Source organism: Natronoflexus pectinivorans, from assembly GCF_004345615.1.
GTDB classification, from domain to species: domain Bacteria; phylum Bacteroidota; class Bacteroidia; order Bacteroidales; family Marinilabiliaceae; genus Natronoflexus; species Natronoflexus pectinivorans.
In genome coordinates, this window is record NZ_SLWK01000008.1 from 1 (window position 1) to 25,495 (window position 25,495).

24 protein-coding genes are annotated in these 25,495 nt (G+C 40.0%); 9 read left to right on the forward strand and 15 right to left on the reverse strand.

The genetic code is table 11. From position 1 onward, the window contains the following. Positions 1-505: 505 nt before the first annotated feature. On the forward strand, positions 506-1,651 hold the full coding sequence (locus EV194_RS11030; protein ID WP_132434101.1) for a glycoside hydrolase family 26 protein: 1,146 nt from the start codon (positions 506-508) through the stop codon (positions 1,649-1,651). 281 nt (positions 1,652-1,932) lie between these two features. Here EV194_RS11030 and EV194_RS11035 read toward each other — a convergent pair whose 3' ends face one another. The 3 genes from EV194_RS11035 to bcp form a co-directional block, all read right to left on the reverse strand. After that, complete coding sequence (locus EV194_RS11035; RefSeq protein ID WP_132434102.1) at positions 1,933-2,772, reverse strand: CvfB family protein; 840 nt, start codon at positions 2,770-2,772, stop codon at positions 1,933-1,935. A 323-nt stretch (positions 2,773-3,095) separates the two neighbouring features. Then, on the reverse strand, positions 3,096-4,115 hold the full coding sequence (gene recA, locus EV194_RS11040; protein ID WP_132434103.1) for a recombinase RecA: 1,020 nt from the start codon (positions 4,113-4,115) through the stop codon (positions 3,096-3,098). Between the two features lie 503 nt (positions 4,116-4,618). Next, entirely contained in the window at positions 4,619-5,068 is a 450-nt protein-coding gene (gene bcp, locus EV194_RS11045; RefSeq protein ID WP_132434104.1) for a thioredoxin-dependent thiol peroxidase, read from the reverse strand. 243 nt (positions 5,069-5,311) lie between these two features. On the opposite strand from bcp, the gene EV194_RS11050 reads away from it, so the two are divergent. The 4 genes from EV194_RS11050 (at position 5,312) to floA (ending at position 9,718) form a co-directional block, all read left to right on the forward strand. Continuing rightward, the gene (locus EV194_RS11050) at positions 5,312-7,897 is read left to right on the forward strand and encodes a tetratricopeptide repeat protein (RefSeq protein ID WP_132434105.1); all 2,586 of its coding nucleotides are present in this window, start codon (positions 5,312-5,314) and stop codon (positions 7,895-7,897) included. Between the two features lie 64 nt (positions 7,898-7,961). After that, positions 7,962-8,237: an ATP-dependent Clp protease adaptor ClpS gene (locus tag EV194_RS11055; RefSeq protein WP_132434106.1), complete on the forward strand. Its 276-nt coding sequence runs from the start codon at positions 7,962-7,964 to the stop codon at positions 8,235-8,237. Between the two features lie 9 nt (positions 8,238-8,246). Further along, complete coding sequence (locus EV194_RS11060) at positions 8,247-8,708, forward strand: NfeD family protein (RefSeq protein WP_132434107.1); 462 nt, start codon at positions 8,247-8,249, stop codon at positions 8,706-8,708. A gap of 5 nt (positions 8,709-8,713) precedes the next feature. Next, positions 8,714-9,718, forward strand: coding sequence for a flotillin-like protein FloA (floA, locus tag EV194_RS11065; protein WP_132434108.1), 1,005 nt, complete (start codon positions 8,714-8,716; stop codon positions 9,716-9,718). A 650-nt stretch (positions 9,719-10,368) separates the two neighbouring features. Here floA and EV194_RS11070 read toward each other — a convergent pair. Both EV194_RS11070 and EV194_RS11075 read right to left on the reverse strand, forming a co-directional pair. Then, positions 10,369-11,769 carry an outer membrane beta-barrel protein gene (locus EV194_RS11070; RefSeq protein ID WP_132434109.1) on the reverse strand — a complete coding sequence of 467 codons (1,401 nt, stop codon included), beginning with the start codon at positions 11,767-11,769 and terminating at the stop codon, positions 10,369-10,371. Continuing rightward, complete coding sequence (locus EV194_RS11075) at positions 11,757-12,332, reverse strand: RNA polymerase sigma factor (RefSeq protein ID WP_132434110.1); 576 nt, start codon at positions 12,330-12,332, stop codon at positions 11,757-11,759. The genes EV194_RS11070 and EV194_RS11075 overlap by 13 nt, the downstream gene beginning before the upstream one ends. A gap of 133 nt (positions 12,333-12,465) precedes the next feature. Here EV194_RS11075 and EV194_RS11080 point away from each other — a divergent pair, with 133 nt between their 5' ends. Then, positions 12,466-12,753, forward strand: coding sequence for a hypothetical protein (locus EV194_RS11080; protein ID WP_132434111.1), 288 nt, complete (start codon positions 12,466-12,468; stop codon positions 12,751-12,753). Between the two features lie 45 nt (positions 12,754-12,798). Here EV194_RS11080 and smpB read toward each other — a convergent pair whose 3' ends face one another. Both smpB and EV194_RS11090 read right to left on the reverse strand, forming a co-directional pair. Further along, on the reverse strand, positions 12,799-13,257 hold the full coding sequence (smpB, locus tag EV194_RS11085) for an SsrA-binding protein SmpB (protein WP_132434112.1): 459 nt from the start codon (positions 13,255-13,257) through the stop codon (positions 12,799-12,801). A gap of 4 nt (positions 13,258-13,261) precedes the next feature. Beyond that, positions 13,262-13,849, reverse strand: coding sequence for a YIP1 family protein (locus tag EV194_RS11090; RefSeq protein ID WP_132434113.1), 588 nt, complete (start codon positions 13,847-13,849; stop codon positions 13,262-13,264). Positions 13,850-14,126: 277 nt separating this feature from the next. Between EV194_RS11090 and miaA the strand changes: the two genes are divergently transcribed. Further along, positions 14,127-15,050, forward strand: a complete 924-nt coding sequence (gene miaA / locus EV194_RS11095; protein WP_132434114.1) for a tRNA (adenosine(37)-N6)-dimethylallyltransferase MiaA — start codon at positions 14,127-14,129, stop codon at positions 15,048-15,050. A 250-nt stretch (positions 15,051-15,300) separates the two neighbouring features. Then, complete coding sequence (locus EV194_RS11100) at positions 15,301-16,701, forward strand: adenylate/guanylate cyclase domain-containing protein (RefSeq protein WP_132434115.1); 1,401 nt, start codon at positions 15,301-15,303, stop codon at positions 16,699-16,701. Positions 16,702-16,725: 24 nt separating this feature from the next. Here the strand turns inward: EV194_RS11100 and EV194_RS11105 are convergent, their stop codons facing one another. The 7 genes from EV194_RS11105 to EV194_RS11135 all read right to left on the reverse strand — a co-directional run bounded on the left by EV194_RS11105 (position 16,726) and on the right by EV194_RS11135 (position 23,942). Continuing rightward, complete coding sequence (locus EV194_RS11105) at positions 16,726-17,865, reverse strand: metallophosphoesterase (protein WP_243699396.1); 1,140 nt, start codon at positions 17,863-17,865, stop codon at positions 16,726-16,728. Between the two features lie 59 nt (positions 17,866-17,924). Continuing rightward, positions 17,925-18,758, reverse strand: coding sequence for an SDR family oxidoreductase (locus EV194_RS11110; RefSeq protein WP_132434116.1), 834 nt, complete (start codon positions 18,756-18,758; stop codon positions 17,925-17,927). A 1-nt stretch (position 18,759) separates the two neighbouring features. After that, complete coding sequence (locus tag EV194_RS11115) at positions 18,760-19,698, reverse strand: serine/threonine protein kinase (protein ID WP_132434117.1); 939 nt, start codon at positions 19,696-19,698, stop codon at positions 18,760-18,762. 263 nt (positions 19,699-19,961) lie between these two features. Continuing rightward, entirely contained in the window at positions 19,962-21,239 is a 1,278-nt protein-coding gene (glyA, locus tag EV194_RS11120) for a serine hydroxymethyltransferase (protein WP_132434118.1), read from the reverse strand. Between the two features lie 33 nt (positions 21,240-21,272). After that, a complete protein-coding gene (locus EV194_RS11125; RefSeq protein WP_132434119.1) occupies positions 21,273-21,590 on the reverse strand; it encodes a nucleotidyltransferase domain-containing protein in 318 nt (105 codons plus the stop codon). After that, positions 21,569-21,976 (reverse strand): HEPN domain-containing protein, encoded by a 408-nt coding sequence (locus EV194_RS11130; RefSeq protein ID WP_132434120.1) that lies wholly within the window; start codon positions 21,974-21,976, stop codon positions 21,569-21,571. The genes EV194_RS11125 and EV194_RS11130 overlap by 22 nt, the downstream gene beginning before the upstream one ends. A gap of 178 nt (positions 21,977-22,154) precedes the next feature. Further along, on the reverse strand, positions 22,155-23,942 hold the full coding sequence (locus tag EV194_RS11135; protein ID WP_132434121.1) for a chloride channel protein: 1,788 nt from the start codon (positions 23,940-23,942) through the stop codon (positions 22,155-22,157). Positions 23,943-24,000: 58 nt separating this feature from the next. Between EV194_RS11135 and EV194_RS11140 the strand changes: the two genes are divergently transcribed. Next, complete coding sequence (locus EV194_RS11140) at positions 24,001-24,384, forward strand: co-chaperone GroES (RefSeq protein WP_132434122.1); 384 nt, start codon at positions 24,001-24,003, stop codon at positions 24,382-24,384. Between the two features lie 159 nt (positions 24,385-24,543). On the opposite strand, the gene EV194_RS11145 is transcribed toward EV194_RS11140, so the two are convergent. After that, on the reverse strand, positions 24,544-25,353 hold the full coding sequence (locus EV194_RS11145) for a hypothetical protein (protein WP_132434123.1): 810 nt from the start codon (positions 25,351-25,353) through the stop codon (positions 24,544-24,546). Positions 25,354-25,495 lie beyond the last annotated feature (142 nt).

Consider the following 25,495-nt stretch of genomic DNA (forward strand, 5'->3'; position numbering starts at 1 on the left):
TGTACGGATTCTTTCATTGCTGTTTGTTCCCATGTTTGTTGTCCAATTAAAAAGTTATTAACAATTTTCTTGTCAACTTATATCATGGAAAGACAAACTGCAAACCATCAACTATCAACTATCAACCATCAACAAAAAACTATAAACTATTAACCATAAACAAAAAACAGAGAGCCCCACATATCCTGAAGCCCTCCATTTTTTAACTCTTATATAATTCTCAGCGTCTTTGCTCCTCCGCATTTAAATCTAAACCACATAAGATTTTTACCATATAAGATAGAGTTAATAGTTTAGGGTTTATAGTTTGACAACTATCAACTCAAAACCATCAACTCTAAATTCAAAACTTTTCAACCTAATGCCCTAACAACCTTGTCACTTTTCAACACTCCAAAGAGAAATTTTTATCGCCTAGGATTAACCCGCTAACTTATGTTTGATTCATCGCTGCATATTACACAAATATTACTATTTTAGTACACAGACATTTAAAACAAAAAAAATGCATAGAATTCCTATCAGCCTCATTGCCTTGATATTAATTGTTTTCTGTGGATGTGACAAAATCACTGAATCTGCCCGGCCAATCGATAAAAATGCTACACCAGAAACAGTTGATCTTTTTCTAAATCTAATGAAACTTTCTGAAAACCATGTATTATTTGGACATCAGCATGCCACCGAATATGGTCATGGCTGGTATGGTGACGATGACCGTTCTGATATTAAATCTGTTACTGGTTCACATCCAGCGGTAATTGGAATCGACTTCATGCACCTGAGCAACCGTTCCAGAGAAGATATAGAATCGGAAAAAGAACGTTTGAGAAAGAATGTTGTTGACACCTATAATCGTGGCGGCATAACAACAGCGACTTGGCATTTTCACAATCCGGTATCGGAAGGTCGATTTTATTGGGTTGATTCGGTTTCTGTAGCAGCTGTGCAACACATAATTCCGGGAGGTTATGCTCACGAGGATTACAAAGAAATTCTTGCAGATATTGCCGAATGGGCTCACAGCATAAGTGGTGAAGATGGCGCGCTGGTGCCAATTATTTTCAGACCTTTCCATGAATTTGATGGCGACTGGTTTTGGTGGGGAAAAGCACACACTTCCCGTGAAGATTTTATTTCACTCTGGCAATTTACTGTATCATATCTTCGAGATTCACTGAATGTTAATAACTTTCTTTACGCATTCTCTCCTGACAACCATTTCGAAACAGAGGAGGAGTTTCTTGAAAGATATCCCGGTGATGAGTGGGTTGACATAGTAGGTATGGACAATTATGGCGATCTTGGACGCGACAGATACGATCTTGAAACCGCTGCGCGTAAGCTTCTAATCGTATCGGACTACGCACAGTCGGCCCAGAAACTTGCAGCTTTTACAGAAACCGGTCTGGAATCAATTCCTGATACCACCTGGTGGACAGATACTTTGTTGGAAATACTTAAAACAGAGGGGATGAGAATGAGTTACGTTCTGGTTTGGAGGAATGATGTACACAGTCCCACACATTATTATGCCCCATTTCCGGGACAGGTCAGTGCGCCCAATTTTATTAAGTTCTATAACGACCCTTTTACAATATTTGAAAATGATTTAAAAGAAATTGATGTTTATAGGTTTAATAGTCTATAAGAGAAGTAAGGACAATATAACAAGAGTTTGTTGGCGATGACAATAGCCCCAGGCTCCATAGTCTATTGTTTTGGCATCTCGCCGAAAAAATACAAGGAACTTAAGAGCTAAGGGCATCCCGTTTTTGACGGGTTTAGTTTAGAGAAAATTAGTCGAAGCGGAAAGGAGCGAATCAAAACGGTTGTTCAGATAAAAAAGTTTTTTTTGAACCATATAAAGATAAAGGGGAAATCCATAATGTTTGGAATTTAACCCCAAAAATATCTACTGGAGGGCAACTGTTATTGAGACGCTCTTTTAATTCCATTTTCTTCGATCAAAATCAGCCGGTTTTTGTACAGGGTGCCAATGGCTTTTTTGAAATTCTTTTTGCTCATTTCAAAAACTGAGGAAATCTCTTCGGGAGATGACTTATCAGAAATGGCTATTTGTCCGTTGTGTTGATTGAGGATGTCCAGAACTTTCTTTGAAAGTTCGTCCATTTTATCATGGCCTGGTTTTTCCAGCAAAAGATCTATTTTATCATCCTCACGCACTTTGTTGATGTATCCTTTTATTTTATCACCAATTTGTATTGGTTTAAAAATCTGATTTTTATATATCATTCCAGAGTGAAGACTGTTGATGATGGCTTTATATCCCAATTCTGTCTCTTCGGCTATGAGGAGGTCAACCTCTTCTCCGGGATTGTATTTTGGGGAGGTGTTGTCCAGAAAACGAAATATTTTTGATGATGCAGCAATTCGGCCTGTTTCATCGTCCAGATAGACATACACCACATAGCTTCTGTCTTTTTGTATTTTCTCGTGTTGTTCTCTGAAGGGAACCAACAGATCTTTCATTAATCCCCAATCCATAAATGCTCCAAAGCGTCCTGTTTCAATCACTTTCAGAAAAGCAAAATCTCCTACCATGGCCAAAGGAGTCTCGGTGGTGGCTATGAGGCGATCTTCGGAGTCAAGATATACAAATACATCAATTTCATCACCCTCTTTGACGTTTTCGGGCACATACCTGTTTGGGAGCAATACATCTCCAATGGTATCACCATCGAGATACAGACCTACGGATGTTTTGCGGAGAACTTTTAATTTGTTGGTTTTTCCAATTTCTACTTGCATGTAAATAGTTTTTTGTTGATATGACAAAAGTATAACTAATTGTTGAGGTATTTTGCATTTACAAAAAACCCTGAAAGCAATTTTGCTTTCAGGGTTTACGTTACTCAACGAATTTTTACTTATAGACTGTTTGAATTTGTATCGATAAATTAAATAGATTTTTAGGTGTTATCCCGAGACATTCGGGATTAGACCGATAGTCAAGATAAAAAAGAAAACTAGTTGAGTCTAATCATCTTTCTTAACTATTCTATCTGTCTAAATTCTAAAGATCTATAATCTAAAAAAATATTTAGAAACTAAATTTAAACAGTTACTTAGTCTTATTTCTTTTGTTCTTTAAGAGCTGCTACAATTTTGGTTTCCAGCTCTTCCGAAAGCTCAGGGTTGTCCTTTATCAATTCTTTAACAGCTTCGCGTCCCTGTCCCAGTTTAGTTTCACCATAGCTGAACCAACTTCCGCTCTTTTTAATAATATTCAAATCCACACCCATGTCAATGATTTCTCCAATTTTGGAGATGCCTTCGCCGTACATGATGTCAAATTCGGCTTTCCGGAATGGTGGAGCCACTTTGTTCTTTACGACTTTTACACGAGTTTGACTACCAACTACTTCGTCGCCGTTCTTTAATTGCGAAATTCGTCTGATATCCAACCTGATGGATGAGTAAAATTTAAGCGCATTTCCACCGGTGGTGGTTTCCGGGTTACCAAACATCACGCCGATTTTTTCCCGCAACTGGTTAATGAAGACGCAGCAGGTATGAGTTTTACTGATGTTTGAAGTGAGTTTACGCAATGCCTGGGACATCAAACGTGCTTGCAAACCAACTTTGTTGTCGCCCATTTCGCCTTCAATTTCGGCTTTTGGCGTAAGAGCAGCAACGGAGTCAATAACTACCAAATCAATGGCCGACGAGCGAATCAACTGGTCTGCAATTTCAAGCGCCTGTTCCCCATTGTCAGGCTGAGAAATTAGCAGTTCTTCAATATTTACGCCGAGTTTCTCGGCGTAAAACCTGTCAAAAGCATGCTCTGCATCAATGATGGCTGCTATACCACCCATCTTTTGTACTTCGGCAATAGCATGAATGGCAAGGGTGGTTTTACCTGACGATTCAGGACCATAAATTTCCACAACCCTTCCTCTTGGATAACCGCCAACTCCAAGAGCCAAGTCTAACGCAATGGATCCCGATGGTATAACCGGAACGTTTTCCACAACGGTGTCACCCATTCTCATGATGGCGCCTTTGCCGTATGATTTATCAATTTTATCCATGGTCAGCTGAAGTGCTTTCAGCTTCTCCTGATTGACTTTGCTTTCTTTTTGTTCTGACATTTTATCTTATCTGTTTTATCTGATTTTTGCCTCGTGAAGATAATGAAAAATTACCAGTATTTTTTTAGATTTTTAGAAAATTAGAGATGAGATGCTCAGTATCTGTTTAAATTTAGTTGTGTGCGGTCAATTAATAATTCTAAGATGTCAGGGCTACGCCCCTAATTTATTTGTATTAAAATCACTAAGGGGCGCTAGCCCTGTAATCTTCGTAGAAAACAATTATTTGGTAAAACATAAGGGGCGTAGCCCTGTCATCTAAATGTTTTTATCACAACTATGAGAAACTGTTTAAATTTGTATCGAATAAAATAGATAGATTTTTAGATGCTATCCCGAGGGTTTCGGGATTAGACCAACAGACAAGACAAAATAGAAAACCAGTGATGTCTAAATCATCTCTCAAATCTATTCTATCTGTCTTATCCCGAAGCCTCGGGATAAAGATCTATAATCTATAAAAAATCTTTAGAAACTAAATTTAAACAGTTACTTTATAGTATCTAAATAATTTGAGACGCGTGATTTTTAGTATCAACCTTAGCGATGATTTTTTCAATAACCCCATTTTCATCGATAATAAAAGTCGTGCGGTTAACACCCATGTAGGTTTTGCCGTACATTTTCTTTTCTCCCCAAACTCCATATGCTTCAAGAATTTCTTTTTCTGTATCTGCAATCAGGTTAAACTGTAGGCCAAATTTATCAGCAAATTTTTGATGGGATTTTTCATCGTCAGGACTTACGCCAATGATCTCGTATCCTTTGGCCTGAAAGGCTCCATAGTTGTCATTCAAGTTGCATGATTCGGCAGTGCAGCCCGGTGTGTTGTCTTTCGGGTAGAAATATAAAACGACTTTTTTCCCTTTAAAATCACTCAATGATATGGTTTCACCTTTTTGATTATTCCCTTTAAATGCAGGTGCTATATCGCCTTCTTTTAAATTAGCCATGGTATCTGTTTTTAGTTGTTTTAGTAATGATAAGTCTTTTATCCAAAACACCCAAGCCTTACGAAATGTTTACTGTTTTAAATCATTGCATTGTAAAGTGGGATTTTAATTTGGTTTGATTAAATTTGATGCGTAATATGAAAATGGTACACTTTGTGTAAAAGGTTGACATATAGGATTTGTGATTTATTTCTGTATTATTTGGGTTTGATTGGTTGGTGATAATTATATAATTCTGGTGGTATGGTTAAAGGTTTACTATGGAGTGTTGTATTGGTATTAGTAGGAATTGGAGATCTTGTGTTTGCACAACAAACACAAGTGTCGGCACAGAACGCTCTTTCTCTCTTTAATGACGGGAAATATGCCGAAGCAAAAGAGATGTATGAGCGACTGTTGGAACGTAATAATCGCGATCATGCATTAAATTACTATTACGGTCTGATTCTTTATAAAACCAACGAACGTCCTGATGAAGCCATCAGAAGGCTGCGCTTGGCTGCTAATCGGCCACCATCGCCCGATGTTCATTTCTATCTGGGTAAACTTTACCAACGTGCCTACGAGTTTGATTTGGCGAAATCTTCCTTCGAAAGGTTTTTAAATACTCAGAGATCGGCCAGTGAGGTTATGGTTCAGACTGCAAAAAGAGGTATTGAGGATAGCGAGGCTTCTAATGTGCTGATAAATAAATATTTTGATTTGCAAGTCATTAGGAAGGATACGGTTCCTCGCAATGAGATGTTGAATCATTACAAATTGTCGAAAGATGCCGGTCAATTGATGAGAGCTGGCGATTTTTTCAGAGTAGGAGTTAACCCTGAACAAGTTATTTTTCGCACTGAAAGAGGAGATGAAGTTTTCTTCCCAATTCTTGGCAGTGGAGGAACTTATGATCTGCATAAGATTATGAGATTACTTGATTCATGGACCGATGCTGAGGCTTTTGATGCACCAGTAAACAGCGAATATAATGACTCCTATCCATTCATGCTGATCGATGGCACGACTCTTTATTTTAGTTCAGATCGACCCGGAGGAATGGGAGGGTATGACATATATCAAACCATTTTTGATCCTGTTACAGGAACTTTTTCTGAGCCATCAAATCTGGGGCCCCCATTTAACTCCCCAGATGATGATTTTCTTTTAGTACCTGATGTATATGAAGGTAAAGCGTGGTTTACAACTAACCGGGGAGTAGGTGAGGACATGGTAATTGTGGTTGAAATCGTCTGGGACAACAGTGTGGTACGTCATTTCACGGAGGATATAAATCAAATTCGATCATTAGCCTATCTGCCAGTGTCAGAATCAGCTCGTGCTCGTGCTAGTAGCACCACTTATGCCAGATCTGATGTTTATGAAACAGAGGATCATGAGCCGGGATTTCGTTTTTTTATTAATGACACCCTTATCTATACCAGTTATGACCATTTTATGAGTCAGCAGGCATTGTCATTGTTTCAGCAAGGCAGGGAGCTAGAAGCCAAAAAAGACAGTTTATATAACAGGATGAATGACATGCGCAGAAGGTATGCGCAGAGTTATAACCAAAGCGAATTACAGCGCCTGATAGATGAAATAATAAAAATAGAGCGCGAAGTATATGGTTTAGAAGAGGAGATTAACCGAATATATCTGAATGCGAGAAGGCGTGAATTAGAAAAAATTAATGAATTGAAAGCACGTGGAGAGTACAGACCAACCACAGTGGCAACTGCGAAACAGGCTTTTGTAAGTGTCAATCAGCGAGCATTGAGTGATCTCAACAAAAGTGATCTTACTTTTTATTCGGATGATGAGTTTGTGAGACGGAGGGAGAGATTGAAGCAAATGTACAATGCATTGTTCAATCAAGACCAAAAGAACGAATTACTTCGTTCTGATTCACTTTATGTATGGGCCAATATTCTATCACTTGAATCAGCAAGATTGTTGGAACGAACACAAAATGTTGCCATAGAGCCGGCTAGTCTGAGGGACAGAATAACAGGCAATAACAATATTCAAGATGAGATTGATTATAAGGTTCAATCATTGCGTTTACAATCCCGCGAATTAAAATTGCGATCTTTGGAACTATATGAATTGGCGTTGGATCAAAAGTTCTCCATATACTATCCAAAGGCGCAGGAGATAGGAGGGACCAGTCACAGAGCAGGAAGTGAGCATATGTTGAGTCAGGCACGCAGTAATTTTTCAGAGGCAGAAAGGGGACTTGATGCCATTCACTCATATAACCCTGAGCGCACTGAACGGTATCTTGCACTTAAACGGCATGGTGTTGATATGATGGAAGAGAGTTTTTTAATGCAATTGGCAGGCGTTCCTGACCAGCCCGTAGCACAGAGAGAAACTTCATCCAGATTTATGGATTTTAATGCAGGAGCAACAACACCTTCATATCCGGCTATTCATCGAGGTTCGGAATCTGCTGTGCGGCAGAGCAGGCAACAACCATCGGAGATGGTTGCAGCCGCCTTTGGCCAACCCGCAGAAGCATCGGTTGTTGAAGAACCTGTTGTTAACAGGGAAGCTCAATCCCCTCCAACACAACAGACATCAGAAAGACCTGAATACCGTATTCAAATTGGTGTTTTTCGAAATGAACCAAACGCCGCAGCTTTGGCAAAAATACCACCGGTTACCAGCGAGTATCTGCCCGACCGTGGATTAAGCCGCTATTATAGCGGATCCTGGAGAACACATCAGGAAGCAGCAGGTCAGGTACAGTCTATAATAGATGCCGGATTCCCGGGTGCATACGTGGTTGCATTTCTAAATGGGGAGTTGATTACCGTGCAAAAAGCCAAAAGTTTAGAATAAAAAACATCACCACATTGATGTTTTTATTCGGATATTTTATTTACTTTGAGTAAAATTATTGAATATGGTACCTTTTGATAAAAGAAGTGAAAAGGAAAATGCCGGTAATCAGCCTTTGGAGGAGAGACTGCTCATTCTTCATAATGATGAAATAAATACCTTTGCTCACGTTATCGAATCATTGCAAGCTGTTTGCCAACACGATAAGGAACAGGCCGAGCAGTGTGCACTAATTACCCATTTTAAGGGCTTTTGTGAAATTAAAAGAGGAGTTATTCCAGAATTGGAGCAAATGCAAATGTTATTAATTGAAAAGGAGTTGAATGTTACAATTGATTAATATCAAATTATGACTATTATTATTCTGCTCATTCTCACCGGTTTGCTGCTGCTGGTTCTTGAGTTTTTTGTGTTTCCCGGGATGACCATCTCCGGCATAGGAGGTGTTTTCATGATGGCAGCCGGCATATACATGGCTTATAACGGATACGGTTCAGAAGTTGGAAACTGGACTCTATTCATAACAATCTTTTCCAGTTTGCTGGTTTTAGGATTGGCATTGAGAGGGAAAACTTGGAATAAACTAATGCTTAACACCCAAATTACCGGGAATGTACAAACAGTTACCGACGAAACCATTCACGAAGGTGATAAAGGTTTTACCGTTACCCGGTTAAATCCCATAGGAAAGGCACGAATCAATGATGAGGACGTTGAAGCCAGATGTCCCGGGCAATTTGTTGATCCCGGAACAGAAATTGAAGTATTGAAAGTATATAAAACATATGTAATTGTTAAACCTGTAAACTAATATTTATGGAAAACTTTGGAACTCTTGGTTTGATAGGAGTCATAGTTGTACTATTTTTTCTTGTTCTTTATTATGTCCCTGTAATATTGTGGTTCTCGGCACTGGTTACCGGCGTTCGGATTTCTTTATTACAATTGATGTTGATGCGCATTCGTAAAGTACCACCATCAGTTATTGTAAGAGCCATGATTGAAGCGCATAAGGCCGGACTTCACGATGTTAAACGTGACGAACTAGAGGCTCACTTTTTGGCCGGTGGTCACATCGAAAAAGTGGTTCATGCCTTGGTCTCTGCATCAAAAGCTAACATAGACTTGTCGTTTCAAATGGCAACCGCCATCGACCTTGCCGGTCGTGATGTGTTTGAGGCCGTACAGATGTCGGTAAACCCAAAGGTGATTGATACGCCTCCTGTAGCAGCAGTTGCAAAGGATGGTATTCAGCTAATCACTAAAGCCAGGGTGACTGTTCGTGCCAATATTAAACAATTGGTTGGTGGAGCAGGAGAGGAGACCGTTCTTGCCCGTGTGGGTGAAGGTATTGTGTCATCAATTGGTTCGTCTAGCTCTCATAAAGCAGTTCTTGAAAATCCCGACTCAATTTCTAAAGTGGTTTTGGGTAAAGGATTGGATGCAGGTACCGCATTCGAGATTCTTTCTATTGATATCGCTGATATCGACATTGGTAAAAACATTGGTGCTGAACTTCAAATTGATCAGGCCGAAGCGGATAAGATGATTGCTCAGGCCAAAGCTGAAGAACGTCGTGCCATGGCTGTCGCCGAAGAACAGGAGATGAAAGCCAAAGCACAGCAAGCCCGGGCGAATGTTATTCAGGCTGAAGCAGAAGTGCCAAAGGCAATTGCTGAAGCATTCAGAAGCGGAAATTTAGGTATAATGGACTATGTTCGTTATAAAAACGTAGAGGCTGATACTGCCATGCGCGATAACCTTTCTAAACCATCTAAATCAGGAGAGTCTAAAACTGATAAAGGTTCAGATAAGAAATAGCAATAATTATTTTTTTTTCATTGAAAAGGGGCAAACCATTAAGGTTGCCCCTTTTTTGATGGATTGACGGGGAAATATTTGATTTAAATCATAGATTCATAGCAGTTTGGGGCTTTAAATCGAAGTCCTGTAATCCAGTTGTTTTAGAAGGTGTTTGAATATCAAATGTTTATTCTGATTTCATTTTTCTTTAATCTTTTCTTGTAAATTCTCTAACCATCCAGTATAGGAATGCCGGTTTATTTGAGGTGTGGAATAATATTAATGAATGGTTTAAATTGCGAAAGATTTAACCAGGATTAGATTATATTTTCCAAACTTAATTAATTCACTACTTTTATCCGAAACTTTTATGAGATAGTGCAAAAGTGGGCTTATTCCTTTATAAATAGAGTGAAATCAAAATACCCACGATCTTCTATAATTATCATGTACTTGGGAAATATTGATTGCTACTAGCCATATCGGATCTCTATTTTGGCCTCAGTGAAATTGACAAAATAGAGAAGCATTCCTTTTACCTATAAACAAGATTAAATCTTTATATACCATTAATTTAACCGAAGTATTGCTCAGCCAAATATCGAAAGGCATAGTGATCAGATCGAACCATCAACTTATAAACTCTTCTATTTAATGATATAGGCTATTTACTCCCCAAAAGTATATTGAATTCCGCTATAAACTCCAAAGGAGTATGGTTTGTATCTGACCGGATAGTCCTGATTGATTTCGTTAAGAAAATAATTTACCCTGGGCTCCATAGTAAATGAAAGTGGACCAAATACCGGAATTGAGAATGTCAAACCTGCATGGGTACTCCAATTTAAGGTAGAGAGACCTTCAGTTTTTCCGATGCTGTTGCGGTCATCTCCATCGCGCAGGTGAACCCTGTTTGAAACGAGCCAGTTGGTGCTTACACCACCGGCCAGAGACACTTTAATTTCTCTGTCAATCATGTAATAGCGGAGGGTAAAAGGAATCTCCACATAGTCGATGAGTTGCTCAAAGCGTGCTTCGTTGTTTATGCTTTCAACTCTGTTAACGTCCATTAATACGCTTTGTGGCGATTGAGAAAGCTCTGTTCTGCTTGGAGCCGCCGATCTTTCGGGGGAATGGGGTTGTGAAATTGTTCCCATTGAGTTATTCAGCGGTACACTTTTAATGTTTGTCTGGTTGGCTTGATTATAGGACGTTTCGGCCATAGCGAAAATATTTTCTTGCTGAAAGTTTGTTCTTACTTCCTGTCCCATTCTGGCGAACCTCACGCCCGATTCAACCGCCCATCTATTGTGAAATTGGTAATTCACGTTGAGGGCTCCTCCGGCGTTTACTACACCTCTCTCATTGAATTGATCACTGGCGTAAAGCGTTCCCATTGGCATAGGTTGGCTTCCGGACGTTTGTCTGTAGCTATAAACCGGAGAAACAGATGCCCCAATATGAAATCTCCTTTCAGGTTTGTCATTGTTTGTATAATTCTCATTATACCAAATATGATTATTGACATTATAGCGATCGTTCCAGTTTTCCTGATTGCTTTGAGCCATCAGTTTATTGACCCTCACTTTCCTCGATGAAAAGAAAGGAATATCGGGCGTATGGCTTAGGTGAGTGGTTTCCTCTTTTGTGCGGTAATCCGGTTTTAATAACGCAAGTTGTCTGTCACTAGATTGCATTGATGGTTTGGTGATGGGATCATGATGAGATTCATCAACATGGGTAACGATTGGAGGAGAATATTGGGTTGAGGATTCTTCAATATTCTGTTTTTCAAGAGTTTTGGTTTCGTTGGAAAAAACCTCCGGTTTTTCCGAAAATGAGTACATCTCTACATGTTGATTCTCAGGAATCAGGAAATAAACTCCCAAACTAATAAAACCGACAATCATAGCAGCGGCAGCTGCCCGCCAAAGCCATACCATTCCTTTACGGGAAGTTTTTTTATCAAGGGAAGTTTCAATCCTACTCCACATTTGTGCAGGCGGAACTGCTTCCATCTCCCTGATGTGTTGGCGATATTTGGTTTCTATTTTACTTAGTTTTGCCATATTTCGTTAACTGATGCCGTTTTTTTTTCCTCACTTAGCCGCTTTTTAATCCATTGTCTGGCTCTGGAAAGGTTTGATTTACTTGTCCCTATTGATATTCCCAGTTTTTTGGAAATCTCTTCATGGGAATAATCTTCGAGAACGTACAAGTTGAAAACGAGGCTGTATTTTTCAGGTAATTGTTCTATAATGGTCATAACCTCCTCAAGTTTTACGGAAGCTTCTTCATCGGTCGGCTCATCTGCTTCATGATCCGTATTTTCATCCTTTAACTGCGATTCATCCAAAACCACCATCTGTTTGTTTTTTCTGTATCCTTCCAGAATGGTGTTAACCATGATTCTTCTTACCCAGCCTTCAAAAGATCCTTTGTTCCCGTACTGATCAATTTTTTCGAAAACTTTAATAAAACCCTCGTGCAAATAATCTTCTGCTTCAACCCTGTTTTTACTGTATCGGATGCAAACAGCAAACATTTTGGGTGCAAACAATTCATAAAGCTCCTTCTGAGCTTTACGATCACCATTCCGGCATGCAGGTATTATTTCATTCAGCCTTGACACAACAGGTTGTAATGATTTTTTTTAATGATTAACAAAAACAGATTTCTATAGCAAAAAACATACCCGAATGATCTGAATCTATATTTAACAGGTGAAGTTGAACGGTTTTCTGTAATGTAAAACAGATTGCGTCATGAAACCTCACCCAGAATTAAAGAAAGAAGAGCAAAGAGACTCGTTCACAGATGGCTTCCATCAACTATCGCCAATATCCTCTCCGTCGCTTAAGCGATGGAGAATTCCACGTAACACAAGACCTTTCATACCAAACCTTCGCTACACCAAGTTTCTTTATGCTTTATACCAATTTGCGGTACTAAGTGTCAGCTTTTGTTCCACTGTGCGAAATTTCATTCACTGCGTTCATTCCACCTCCTGTCTCCTGTCCCCGGTTTCCGATTTCCGGTTTTCTTTCTCCTAAACAGATGATGCAATAAATTAAGTTGGTTGCGTGTTTTTTGAAATTTTAGAAACTCTTTTTTATCCTGTCCAGTTCTCTGCTGGCATCTTTCTGTTTCAGGGTTTCCCGCTTATCATGCTGTTTTTTTCCTTTAGCAAGCGCAATTTCTATCTTGGCAAATCCTCTGTCGTTAAGAAACATACGAAGTGGGACAATGGTCAGGCCACTTTCTTTGGTCTTTCTCAGCAGCTTATTAAGCTCTTTTCGTTGAAGTAGTAATTTTCTCTCTCTGGCAGGTTGGTGATTGTTGTAGGTACCGTAAAAATATTCGGCAATGTTCATTCCTTTTACCCAAAGTTCATCTTTTATAAAATAACAGTATGCATCAACCAGACTTGCTTTTCCAAGTCTGATAGATTTAATCTCGGTTCCGGCAAGCTGAATACCGGCAACGAACTTTTCAATCAGTTCAAAATCAAAATATGCACGTTTATTTTTTATGTTGATCCTATTGGGGGTTGACATGTTATTAAAGAATGATCAGATTGATTAATAAATATCTTACAAAGTAAGGAATAAAATGAATTAAAACAGCGATGTATATGGTGATAATTGATTTTTGTTCAGTTCCCGGCATTTTTTCCGGTTCAATGGCTTTCCAGATGATAAATAAACTGTAAAATGTAACCAGATGAAACAGAAAAAGTTCGGGTATCAGATTGGTTATGAATGAAATAATGTATAATAACCCCGAAGCGTATGCTGTTATCTTGAAGGCCAGGTTGTTTTTGTTTTCAATGCGCAGTTTGGAGTGCGATGCTTTGAGTATGATCCATGCCAGGAACAGTCCTCCAAAAAGCGCAGTAAAGGTAATGATCGATTGTTTTATGGCCAGTTCAAGGTTAAACCCCTGTCGGTTTACTGTGAAATTAAAAAATGTAGCCAGAGCGCATAGTGCGATGAGCGGCAAGGAAAATTCAGTGATGATATCATTGATGTTTTTGTTTTCGTTCCTTATGATTTGCCACTCTTTTCCGGGTTGCAGGATGAGGTTCTTCAATCTCATAAAGAGATTGCTGTATAGTTTTCCCGTGGTAATAGTCTCCTTTTCCGTCATGCCTTCATCCTTTTAAACGATTCCCAATTACCATGCAAAAATATAAAAAGCGGCGATTAATAATAAAAAGCTGAATATTTTTTCAGTTTGTTGCGGTTGGAAGTATCTTTACATCACAACCAGTTCTCCCGTGTACTCGGGATCAACTGAAAACAAATTGTAGACACATGAAACGAGCCATGAGAATCGTCAGATCGACGAAGTCAAAAAGCTCTCAAACAGGGGGATGAGTGATATGGCGAGTTCCATGTGACCTTAAAATACAAATTATAGACACATGAAAATCAACGGTTACAACCTGATAGTAGTGTTGGGTCCAACTGCATGCGGGAAAACAGCTTTTGCAGCGAAGCTGGCAAAAGCTCTGAAAGGTGAAATCATCAGTGCCGATTCTCGTCAGGTATATAAACGGATGGATTTGGGAACGGGTAAAGATTATGATGATTACAATGTGGATGAATATCAAGTGCCCGCACATTTGACCGACATTCGTGCACCCGGGTATAAATACAATGTGTATGAATATCAGACCGATTTTTTCAGGGTTTTTGAGGAGTTGAATAAAAAATCTGTCTGGCCCATCCTGTGCGGAGGCACAGGATTGTATATTGAAGCTGTTTTACAGCGATATAAAATGATTCATGTTCCATCAAATCCATCATTGCGGGAATCATTAAAGAATAAATCATTGAATGAACTAGAAGCAATTTTATCTTCTTTTCGTAAACTACACAACAATACCGATACCGATACAGTAAAAAGAGCCATACGTGCCATCGAAATAGAAACATACTATCAGAACCATCCCGAGATTGTAGTGGAACTACCTGAGGTGCGACCTTTAATTATTGGTTTAAACATTAACCGGGATGAACGTCGGGCAAAAATTACACGCCGATTGGAACAGCGGTTAAAAGATGGCATGATTGAGGAGGTTCGTGGATTGATTGATGAGGGTATTCCTGCCGAGGATCTGATATATTACGGGTTGGAATACAAGTTTGTGACTCGTTATGTGATTGGGGAAATTTCCTATGAGGAGATGTTCAATCAGTTGAACATAGCTATACACCAGTTTGCAAAAAGGCAGATGACATGGTTCCGGGGAATGGAAAAGCGCAGAGGCTTTCATATTAACTGGATGGATGTGAATGATCCTGTTGAGAGAAGAATAGAAAATGTGATTGAAATGTTGAATTAACATTTATCATAAAAAAAGAGCTATTGGTCAAAACTATTGGAAAGGTTATTCTTCGTTAGATTATTGCATAGGACGGCGAAAGGCTCATATAGCTAGCTGTTTATGGTTGTATGGTGCTGTTTTTTTTCTGGATTTTATTTAAAATGGTTCTAAACTTTTCTCTTTTTTACAAAACCTTACCGGTTTTTTATCGTATTTTTTGATAATCAAACGGGGTTTTGTTAATCCTGTCAGCAAACTCTCTAAAATTATGGAAGAACCAGAAAGTTATATCGACCGGATACAACGCTTAGCCAACAGGAACAAAGAGCTTAAAAGCCAACTGGATGATCTTGTTGCGCGTTTTTCTGCCATTGAAACTCAGAATAAAAGTTATCAGGATGCGCTTTCAAAATTTTCGCTGGATGCAGAGAAAAAGCCCAAAGATGCCCGGAAGCACGCCAAAAGGTTGCGAATGGTATCCCTGATTTATGTTTCAGTAAGAGGGTTTCATAAATTGTATAAATTTGATGATCCGGCCCCAATGATTGACCTTCTGGATGAATTATATCTTGCGCTTGATGAAATTGCCTTCCTGAATAGCATTGTAAAGATTAAATCTGTTGGAGATGTAAACATCTATGCGGCAGGTTTGCAGACAGAGAACAGAACCAACCCCATTGATGTAGTGCAGGTGGCACTTGAAATGCAAAAGGCAGTTAAAAGACTTAAAAAGAAGAACAGCCTGAGCATTTGGCGATTGAGAATTGGTCTGCACACAGGTCCGTTAACTGCTGTTCCAAATGGAAATAAAGTTTCAACATACAGTTTCTCCGGAGATAGTATAAATATAGCTTGTCGGGTTGGGGAAGCTGTTTCAGGTTCCTCTATTGGTGCCACAGTAATGACTTATGAGTTAATTAAAGAGTTTTATGATACCCGCCTAATAGGGAAAATACCTGTAAAGTATAAAGGGAATCTGGGTGTATATCAGATTAGAGGAATAATTCCTGAATTAGAAAACGAGACAGAGCCGGGTATCCCAAATGAAAAATTCAAATTGAAATACTCAACGCTTCAGTTTATGGATGTTCAGGAGGAGTTGCTGGACTACCTGGAGAAAAAACTACCTGCTGATCTTTACTATCATAACATTAAACATACCATTGATGTGGTTACTGAAGTGGAGTTGATTGGCTGGGCCGAAGGTGTAAGTGATGAAGATGTGCTATTGCTTAAACTTGCTGCATTGTTTCACGATGCAGGTCATACCATCAGTTATAAAGATCATGAACACTATGGAACGGTAATGGCACGTGAAAAGCTGGCCAGTTATGATTTTTCTCCTCAGCAGATCGAAACAGTTTGCAGATTAATTATGGCCACCAAAATGCCACCAGATCCTTCTGATATACTTGAAAAAATTATTTGTGATTCGGATCTTGATTACTTAGGTCGTACTGATTTTATACCTGTTTCAAACACACTTTATAAGGAGCTTCATGAGCATGATATGATAGGCTCCTGGAGTGAATGGAACAAACTACAACTCAAATTTATTCGCAAACATCAATATTTCACTAAAACAGCCCGCCAATTGCGGGAAGTAAATAAACAGCAGCAAATTGAAAGGTTGGAGCAATTGATTAAAGAAAGTACTTTGATTGAATAGCTGATTTGAATAAAACACCCGGTTTTATTCAAAATATAAATTAATCAGCACTATCTCCGGTCGGTTTCCGGTTCTCACCGGTGGACCCCAGGTTCCAAATCCGGTACTTACATAGTAATGGGTGTTCCCTTTTTGTTTGTACCCTCTGCTTACCTCAAAAATTCTATTGGTAACATATCCAAAAGGCCATAGCTGTCCGTGATGGGTGTGTCCGGAAATTTGCAAATCCACGCCTGCCTCCAAGGCATCGTCCAAATCGTACGGTTGATGATCCAACAAAATAATAGGTTTTGAAGGGTCAATATCCTTCAGTATCTCGGACAGATGTTTACGAGGGTTTCCGGTTACCCATTTTTTATGTAAATCCTCACGACCTACCACATAAAAATTGTCATGAATGGAGATGACGGTGTCCCGTAATACTCTTATCCCGTTTTGCTCCAGGTAATTGATGGATGGGTCGCCACCGCCAATGTATTCGTGGTTACCCGTGGAGGCGTATATTCCAAGCGGAGCTCTTAACTGTTGCAGATTTCTGCCCAGATTCTGTTTTATCACCGGCTTTACATCTTCATCCACAATGTCGCCGGCAAACAAAATAATGTCGGGGTTCAATCTGTTAATGGATTCGACCATTTTACCTGTTTTGCGAGGGCCTATGATGGTTCCCAGGTGCACATCGCTTACTGCAACAATCCTTAGTGACTGCAAATTTCCTGCATCTTTTGGAATGACAAGGTCGATGCGTGATGTTTTTGGATACCAGGCGTTGATGTGACCGAAGAGAATAATTAAACCTGAAATAGCCGATACAGCCATGAAAAGCTTAAGTTTAATTGCAGGAACGTTGTTCCCTGCAATCTTCTCCAAAAACGGGAAAAAGTGATTTGCAATGCGGCCAATATCGGTTAAAAACAGTAACAGGGTAACGTAAAGCATGGCTGCAAACCAAAATGCTCCTATCCAGTGTAGGGTTATGGGAACCGGATGGTACCATATCCTTTCAAGAATCCGCCCTGCCGGGTAGGCAACGTAAACTAAGATCATAAAGGCAATAAACCATGGTCTGAAATTGGCAGCTGCTTCCAGAGCCTGCCAGCCCCTTATGGCGATGTATAAATTGACAACAGTGTGAACAGCCAGAACAATGAAGAAGAATATCATATTTTTTTAAGTTGTTTTATTAATATCAAACAAGGGACACAATGAGAAATTTAATCTTTTTATATCTCAGATTTTATGCCGGCAATTTTGGAGGTGATGACTCTTAGCCAGTTTCCCGGTAGGATTTTGTTGGTAACCATCAAAAATTTTGCCAATATTCCCGATGGAAACCTTAACCTGCTTCCTTTGGAGTTTACGGCTTTGTAAATTGTTTTGGCTGTAGTTTCAGGAAGGTCTCCTTTTTCAAAAAAGTCGCCGTATAAGGTGTTTACTTTTGAGACTATATCACTGTAGCCTGTCTGTTCGTTGATGGTTAAATCCTCTCTGGAACGCCCGTTGAATTCCGTTTTTACAGGTCCGGGCTCCACCAGTTTAACTCTCACCCCAAAAGGACGAAGCTCATAATAGAGACTTTCGGTAAGACCTTCGAGAGCAAATTTTGAGGCATGGTAAATATTGTACAAAGGCATGCCAATTCGTCCTGCTATGGATGAAACGTTGACAAAAACGCCACTTCTTTTTTCTCTGAAAAAAGGAATAAATGCCTTCATTACACGTACACTTCCCATGAAATTTGTATCCATCTGTTTGGCTATCTGTTCTTCAGTGGCACCTTCAAGTGGCCCGATGGCTCCATAACCGGCGTTGTTGATAACGGCTTCTATGCCGTGATGGTCTTCCCACACTTTTTTTGCTACCTCATTAACCATTTCAGAATTGGTCACGTCCAGTTGATAGAGTTTCACATCTTTCAAATTTGAAAATTCGATGGGTACTGAAATGTTTCGCATGGTGGCTGCCACCTGCCATCCTTTACGAAGAAACAATTCAACAGTGGCTTTTCCAATGCCGGACGATGTCCCGGTTATAAAGACAGTTGGTTTTTTGGTCATGTTAATGTTTTTGCTTGAGTTTGTTAAACAACTTTTCAAACCAATTTGTTCGATGGTCGTTGTTTTTATCAAGATACTCATCAATGGCATTTTTGAATGCTTCTGCTGATGTGTATCTTTTTTGAATCCCCTGTTGAATTATTTCTTCGGCTTGATTTTGGGACAGTCGGGAAGGAGGAAGATGAAAAGCCACTCTTGCAGTGGCTTTTGATAGTATAGTATATAGTGTTGCAGGAAGTTTTGTCGTTCTTAATAATGGCACATTTAGTTGAAGGTGCATCATCATTTCTGGGTCGTGGTAATAAAACCCATTTTTTTGTGTGAGTGTCTCATATAGGGTAACGCCCAATGCAAATATATCGGTTGCAGGAGAAGCCAATTGGTTAATATTCAGGAGCTGTTCCGGCGGTGAATATCCCAGGGCGAAAGGTCTGCGAAGCCATTTGTCTTCAATGGGATAGATGGCAGCCTGTTCAAAGTCAACCAGTTTAATGCTTTCCGGTGCCGGCTCTCCATTTAAGCTGTTAACGATGAGGTTCGATGGTTTTATGTCCAGATGGAGTATGTTATTTTGGTGCAATTTTTCTAATCCACCCAACAAATGAGAGAAAGCTTTGAGCCAAAATCTTCGTGTATGTTTTTTCCTCGACCATGGTTTAAAAATCAGTTCTTTAAGGGTTTTCCCTTCCAGGAACTCGCGAATGATAAAGTGTTGGTCTTCTATTTGTTCAACTCTTGATTTGGTGGACAAGGAGGGATGTTCAATGGTGTTTAGAGTTTTGTAAATAGACTGGTTTATTTGTTTGCGGATAGGTTTTATGACGACAATCTGCTCTGTGCAGATGTCTTTTGCCTTCCATACTTCACCAAATTTGCCGGTTGATAGCAGTTTTAGTGGCTGAAAATTCAGCTTCTTGATTTGGTCATTGATTTCACCCATTGTTTCTATTAAGATGGTTCGCAAATTTTTGGTATGTTGCTATGTGAAAATAGAAACTTTTAAGTGTAAAACAAAAGGCTGCCCGTTTACGGCAGCCTTTTTTGGTGATTCTTATGTATCAATCCCTTTTTTGACTTTTTCAAATACATGAAAAAAGTCTCTTAATTAAAATATATTAGTCGGTCACATCTGCTTCAAAAAAAAGCTTTGCGACATTGCGTCTTTGCGTTTGTTTTTTATCGTAACCATTTCGTTAAAACCTATTACGCAAATAGCGGGAATTCCTTCATCATAGCATTGACTCTTTTACGAACATCTGCAAGTACTTTTTCATCATCAGGATTTGAAAGCACTTCATCAATAAAATTAACAATAGGAGTGATGTGCTCTTCTTTTAAACCACGTGTAGTCAGTGCTGAAGTTCCCAAGCGGATTCCGGATGTTTGGAATGGTGAGCGGTCGTCGAAGGGCACCATATTTTTATTGATGGTAATGTCAGCAATTACCAGTGTGTTTTCTGCTTTCTTTCCAGTTAAATCAGGGAATTTGGTGCGTAGGTCAACCAACATACTGTGGTTATCGGTTCCACCTGAGATGATTTTATAGCCTTTTTCAATGAGCAAACGAGCCATTTCAGCTGCATTCTTTTTTACCTGCGACTGGTAGGCTTTGTACTCAGGTTGCAGAGCTTCGAAAAATGAAACAGCTTTGGCAGCAATAACGTGCTCCAGAGGTCCACCTTGTATTCCGGGGAATACGGCTGAATCGAGCAATGAAGACATTTTACGAACAACCCCTTTTTTAGTGGTTTTTCCAAATGGATTGTCGAAATCCTTACCCATGAGAATGATACCACCACGTGGCCCGCGAAGGGTTTTGTGAGTGGTTGATGTCACCACGTGCGCATGTTTTACCGGGTTGTTGAGCAATCCGGCAGCAATCAGACCGGCAGGGTGTGCCATGTCAATCATCAAAATTGCACCTACCTTATCGGCAATGGTGCGCATTCTCTCGTAATCCCAATCGCGAGAGTAGGCTGATGCTCCGCCAATAATCAATTTTGGCTTATGTTCCAAGGCCAGCGACTCCATCATGTCGTAATCAACCAGCCCGGTATCTTCTTTAACGCCATAAGCAATGGGTTGATACCAGAGTCCTGAACTGTTCACCGGAGAACCATGCGAAAGGTGTCCGCCATGAGCCAAATCCAATCCCAGGAATTTGTCTCCCGGTTCCAGAACGGTCATCAAAACGGCCATGTTGGCCTGAGCTCCACTATGTGGCTGTACGTTGGCCCACTCAGCACCAAAAAGCTCCTTTAGCCGCTCAATGGCCAGACTTTCGCTCTGGTCAACCACCTGACAACCTCCGTAGTAACGCGCTCCGGGAAGCCCCTCAGCGTATTTGTTGGTTAATACGCTGCCCATGGCTTCCATAACCTGGGGACTGACAAAGTTCTCGGAGGCAATCAGCTCGATGCCATCCATCTGCCTGTGATGCTCTTTTTGAATAAGTTCAAAAATTTGCTGGTCTCTTTTCATTAGTATCTGATTATATTTATTGTAATTAGAATGTTATGCTACGTTGTTTAGGATTTCCTGACCGTATTTAATTACTTCATTTGCGATTGGGTTCGAAACATTAAAATCACACTCCCTGAATGGATGAGGTTCTATTCTACTGTCTATATTTCTGCGTAATCTCATAAGCTCCAATTGGGTTTCCACAAGATTGCCGAAATCTTTAAATACAACAGCTATATCAATGTCGCTCTCATCATGATAATTGCCTTTTGCATAGGAACCAAATAGGATTACTTTGACAGCACTATATTTATGGTTTAATGCTATGGCATATTCTGTTGCAATCTTTATAACATCCCCTTTATCCATTTTCTTAGAATAATAATGTTATTTATCCATCTTTCAGTATAATCACGAGTGCAAATTGAGTGGAACTCTTTCCTGTAATCGTCATAACGCGCATTTAAATTAAATGAGGTTACTTCATCCAGCCAATCTGAGTACTCTTCGGATATCTCGACTTCGATAAGCTCAGCCAATCTGTAAAGATTATGTGTGAATGGTGCATGTTTCCCGAATTTCTTTACAAAAACTGCTTTTAATAGCTTCTCCAAAGATATATGTCCTAGAAAAAGTGCCCAACTATAAGATTTAGATTCATACAAAGTCACGGAGGTTCGAAAATCGTTTTCTGATGTTTCAACCCAATGATTAACAATTTTTGTTATGTCGATATCTGATTGTTTTTTATTCATTTACGAAATGTATGAATCCTTTGCAACATAAACGGGATGCTATTTTTGCCCTAATGAAAATAGATGCTTTAATCGCAATTGACCTTATTCTGCCCAATTTGAAAACTGTTTCCTAACCAAAAGTGCTTAGTGTTTAACCATGACAAATGTAATGCTTTTCAGGCTCAATAACAATTTACTACTCATCCGAAAAGTGTATCAGCACTCTTCGGTACGCAGAGAAGATTTTGGATTTGGAAACAAATCCAATGTATTTCTCGTCCTCAATAACCGGAAGATTCCAGGCTCCTGTATCTTCAAATTTTTTCATGACATCATCCATGTGGTCGGTGGTTTGGATGAATGCCGGCGGTACAGTCATCAATTGCTGAACTGTGGTGGATTGATATAGTTCGCTTTTAAACATGATTTCCCTGATGTCTTCCAAAGTAACAACTCCAATCAATCGTTTTTCTTCATCCAACACCGGAAACAGATTTCGTTTGGCTTTGGCAATGGTTTTCACCAATTCGCCCAATGTGTGGTGGGGTTTAACAGTCAGAAAATCCCTTTCAATCACTTTGTTTAAGCGCATCAAGGTTAGCACTGCTTTGTCCTTGTGGTGGGTGATTAACTCTCCACGTCGCGCCAGTCGCTTGGTATAGATGGTGTGGGGTTCAAAATACTTATTGGTTAAAAAGGATATGGCCGATACAGTAATCAGAGGAATAAAAAGCGCATACCCGTTGGTGATTTCTGCAATGAGGAAGATGGCGGTGAGAGGTGCATGCATCACACCCGACATCAATGCTGCCATTCCAACCAATGTGAAATGAGAAACGGGTAGGTCGGCACCAAGTTCGTTCATTAAAAGTGCCAGGAAATAGCCTGTGACGCCACCAAGAAATAGAGTGGGTGCAAAAATCCCACCAACGCCACCACTGGCGTTGGTTAGCGTGGACGCCACTACTTTAAACAGTATAATCAACACTAAAAAGACCAGTATGGCAATGTTGTTGCTTCGAAAGGTATAGAAAATGCTGTTTTCAACAATGGCAGAGGAGTCATCTGATAGCATGGCGGTGATGGTATCATATCCTTCACCGTATAGCGGGGGAAACAGGAATATGAGCACACTGAGGACAAATCCGCCGGCCAGCCATTTATAGTATGGATTGGTGATTTTTCCCATTCTTTTTTCCAGTTTGAGTGTTCCCCAGGTCATATATTGTGAAACCACTCCGCCAACAACACCAAGAAGAATATAAAAAGGCAGGTTGTTGAGTTCAAAAGGAGCTTCCAGCAGGAAAGTGAATTCTGCGCCTTCACCCAAAAAGAAATAGGCAACAGAGGCGGCTACCACGGCTGATAAAAGCAGCGGAACGATGGATGACGCTGTTAGTCCAAGCATCAATACTTCCATGGTAAACATGAGGCCGGCAATGGGAGCCTTAAAAATTCCGGCAATGGCACCGGCAGCACCACAACCAATTAGCAGGGTGACAGTTTTATAGTTCATCATGAACAGCCGTCCCAGCGATGAACCTATGGATGAGCCAGTAAGCACAATGGGTGCCTCTGCTCCAACTGAACCTCCAAATCCAATGGTAAACGTACTGGCTATGATGGATGTGAACGAATTGTGCGCCTTCAGGTTACTCTCTTTCTTTGAGATGGCATACAAAATTCGGGTCACACCGTGGCTGATGTCGTCTTTTACAATATAACGGACAAATATCATGGTAATAAATATCCCAATCATGGGATATAAAAGATACATATAGTTCCAGTCGGTGAGGTCAAACCCCTTTGTAAGCAGGTCATGCATGAAATGAATGGCGTTTTTCAGTGTGACCGCTGCCAGACCACTGAACAGACCAACCAGCATGGCAAGTATAAGCACAAAGTTTTGTTGGGAGATGTTCCGAACCCGCCAGATAAGAAACTGACCAAAGAGTTTTGATATTTTTTCCGTTAGAAATTGCATAGCTCCAATTTGGGCTGCGAATTTAGACCATATTCTATATATTTGCAAAAAAAAAGATATGTCATTAGGGATAGAAGGAAAAGATTTAGAGAATTTTATCATGGTGGGCGACCGGGTTTTGATTAAACCGCGTTCACCTCAAAACAAAACCAAGTCGGGTTTGTATTTGCCACCCAATATTCAGGAAAAAGAGAAAGTCTTATCAGGCTATGTGGTGAAAGTGGGGCCGGGATATCCCATTCCCGCCATTGCCGAGGCCGATGAACCCTGGAAATCTAAAGGGGATGATGTAAAATATGTTCCTCTTCAGCCAATGGAAGGGGACTTGGCTGTTTACATGCAAAACAGTGCCATCGAAATTGAATTTAAAAGCGAGAAGTATGTCATTGTGCCTCATTCCGCGATTTTGATGCTAATCAGGGACGAAGGCCTTTTTGATTAACACACAAGTATCAAGTCAACCGTTAAGTTTTGGGTAAACCTGGTGCGCTTGGAGCTTCCCCCTTGGCTTCGACGTGAGTGTTCGACTGAGCTCACACCGAAGTCTCAGCCGAACGGGGTTAGGGGTGAGCGAGGGAGGCACTTCCGATTTGACTTGACTCTATCGTCTTGTTAGCAACATTCCTTTTATTTGTGTTTGACGGATGATGGTATCGTCCGGAATTGATAACCCGGAATTATTTCTGGTAAAAGTGTGTCCCTGGATCATTTTATCGTTTGGCAGTAAAACAAGGAGCTCATGTTCCTTATTTTGTTTAATCTCATATAATCCGGTTTCCCTTCTGATTGATTCCCCATAACCTTCAATTTTTCCCGTGTATAAAATATATTTCATATTAATGGGGTCTAAATGAAGATTCATGCGGATGCCTTCGCCATCTGTATGCGGATATTTCCCAGTATAATGAACCGGGTATTCGCGGGCTACAATTTCGGGATGTTCAATGCCAAAAGCTGCTCTACGTGACATCACCTCCGATGGCAGAACCGGAGAACTTTCTGATGAGGTGAATACTTCGCGTAATCCGGGATAAACCAGTTCGGCATAAACCCTGTTGTGGTTGGTGTCGAACATGATGATGCCGAGTGCCTGAATGGCATCGTCAGGCAAAACACCTATGGAGTATATGACGCGGTCTTTTTTCAGAGCCGATGCATCCTGCATCAGGAAAAGAAATTCCATATATTTTTCATCACCCATCATTTTGGTCATGAAATATTCCACTTCAGGCATTGTCCATAGGCCGGTTGAACATGGTTTTCTTCCCACCAAACTGTCCAGTTCAGCCAAAGAAAACGTAACCGGGTTTTGCACCACAGCAGCGCTGGATTCTTCTTTTTGACTTGTTGACAAGCAGGATGATAGCAGGATTAAGGTTAGTAACGAAATTTGAAATAAGATTCGCTTCATGTGTTATGTTTTGTTTTTATCGGCACATTGCTTTCTGTTTTAAGAGACAGGTTGTCCCTCGTTGGAGGGACAAACAATCTGTTGCTTTAAAATAATAGTTCGTTAAGATTTTTTTTTATTTGCCTAATTATCAAACGTTTAT

Bases quoted from the DNA above. Each gene is read 5' to 3' on its own strand.
- EV194_RS11030 (WP_132434101.1), top strand. From the start codon at position 506: ATGCATAGAATTCCTATCAGCCTCATTGCCTTGATATTAATTGTTTTC.
- EV194_RS11035 (WP_132434102.1), bottom strand. From the start codon at position 2,772: ATGCAAGTAGAAATTGGAAAAACCAACAAATTAAAAGTTCTCCGCAAA.
- recA (WP_132434103.1), bottom strand. From the start codon at position 4,115: ATGTCAGAACAAAAAGAAAGCAAAGTCAATCAGGAGAAGCTGAAAGCA.
- bcp (WP_132434104.1), bottom strand. From the start codon at position 5,068: ATGGCTAATTTAAAAGAAGGCGATATAGCACCTGCATTTAAAGGGAAT.
- EV194_RS11050 (WP_132434105.1), top strand. From the start codon at position 5,312: ATGGTTAAAGGTTTACTATGGAGTGTTGTATTGGTATTAGTAGGAATT.
- EV194_RS11055 (WP_132434106.1), top strand. From the start codon at position 7,962: ATGGTACCTTTTGATAAAAGAAGTGAAAAGGAAAATGCCGGTAATCAG.
- EV194_RS11060 (WP_132434107.1), top strand. From the start codon at position 8,247: ATGACTATTATTATTCTGCTCATTCTCACCGGTTTGCTGCTGCTGGTT.
- floA (WP_132434108.1), top strand. From the start codon at position 8,714: ATGGAAAACTTTGGAACTCTTGGTTTGATAGGAGTCATAGTTGTACTA.
- EV194_RS11070 (WP_132434109.1), bottom strand. From the start codon at position 11,769: ATGGCAAAACTAAGTAAAATAGAAACCAAATATCGCCAACACATCAGG.
- EV194_RS11080 (WP_132434111.1), top strand. From the start codon at position 12,466: ATGAAACCTCACCCAGAATTAAAGAAAGAAGAGCAAAGAGACTCGTTC.
- smpB (WP_132434112.1), bottom strand. From the start codon at position 13,257: ATGTCAACCCCCAATAGGATCAACATAAAAAATAAACGTGCATATTTT.
- EV194_RS11090 (WP_132434113.1), bottom strand. From the start codon at position 13,849: ATGACGGAAAAGGAGACTATTACCACGGGAAAACTATACAGCAATCTC.
- miaA (WP_132434114.1), top strand. From the start codon at position 14,127: ATGAAAATCAACGGTTACAACCTGATAGTAGTGTTGGGTCCAACTGCA.
- EV194_RS11100 (WP_132434115.1), top strand. From the start codon at position 15,301: ATGGAAGAACCAGAAAGTTATATCGACCGGATACAACGCTTAGCCAAC.
- EV194_RS11105 (WP_243699396.1), bottom strand. From the start codon at position 17,865: ATGATATTCTTCTTCATTGTTCTGGCTGTTCACACTGTTGTCAATTTA.
- EV194_RS11110 (WP_132434116.1), bottom strand. From the start codon at position 18,758: ATGACCAAAAAACCAACTGTCTTTATAACCGGGACATCGTCCGGCATT.
- EV194_RS11115 (WP_132434117.1), bottom strand. From the start codon at position 19,698: ATGGGTGAAATCAATGACCAAATCAAGAAGCTGAATTTTCAGCCACTA.
- glyA (WP_132434118.1), bottom strand. From the start codon at position 21,239: ATGAAAAGAGACCAGCAAATTTTTGAACTTATTCAAAAAGAGCATCAC.
- EV194_RS11125 (WP_132434119.1), bottom strand. From the start codon at position 21,590: ATGGATAAAGGGGATGTTATAAAGATTGCAACAGAATATGCCATAGCA.
- EV194_RS11130 (WP_132434120.1), bottom strand. From the start codon at position 21,976: ATGAATAAAAAACAATCAGATATCGACATAACAAAAATTGTTAATCAT.
- EV194_RS11135 (WP_132434121.1), bottom strand. From the start codon at position 23,942: ATGCAATTTCTAACGGAAAAAATATCAAAACTCTTTGGTCAGTTTCTT.
- EV194_RS11140 (WP_132434122.1), top strand. From the start codon at position 24,001: ATGTCATTAGGGATAGAAGGAAAAGATTTAGAGAATTTTATCATGGTG.
- EV194_RS11145 (WP_132434123.1), bottom strand. From the start codon at position 25,353: ATGAAGCGAATCTTATTTCAAATTTCGTTACTAACCTTAATCCTGCTA.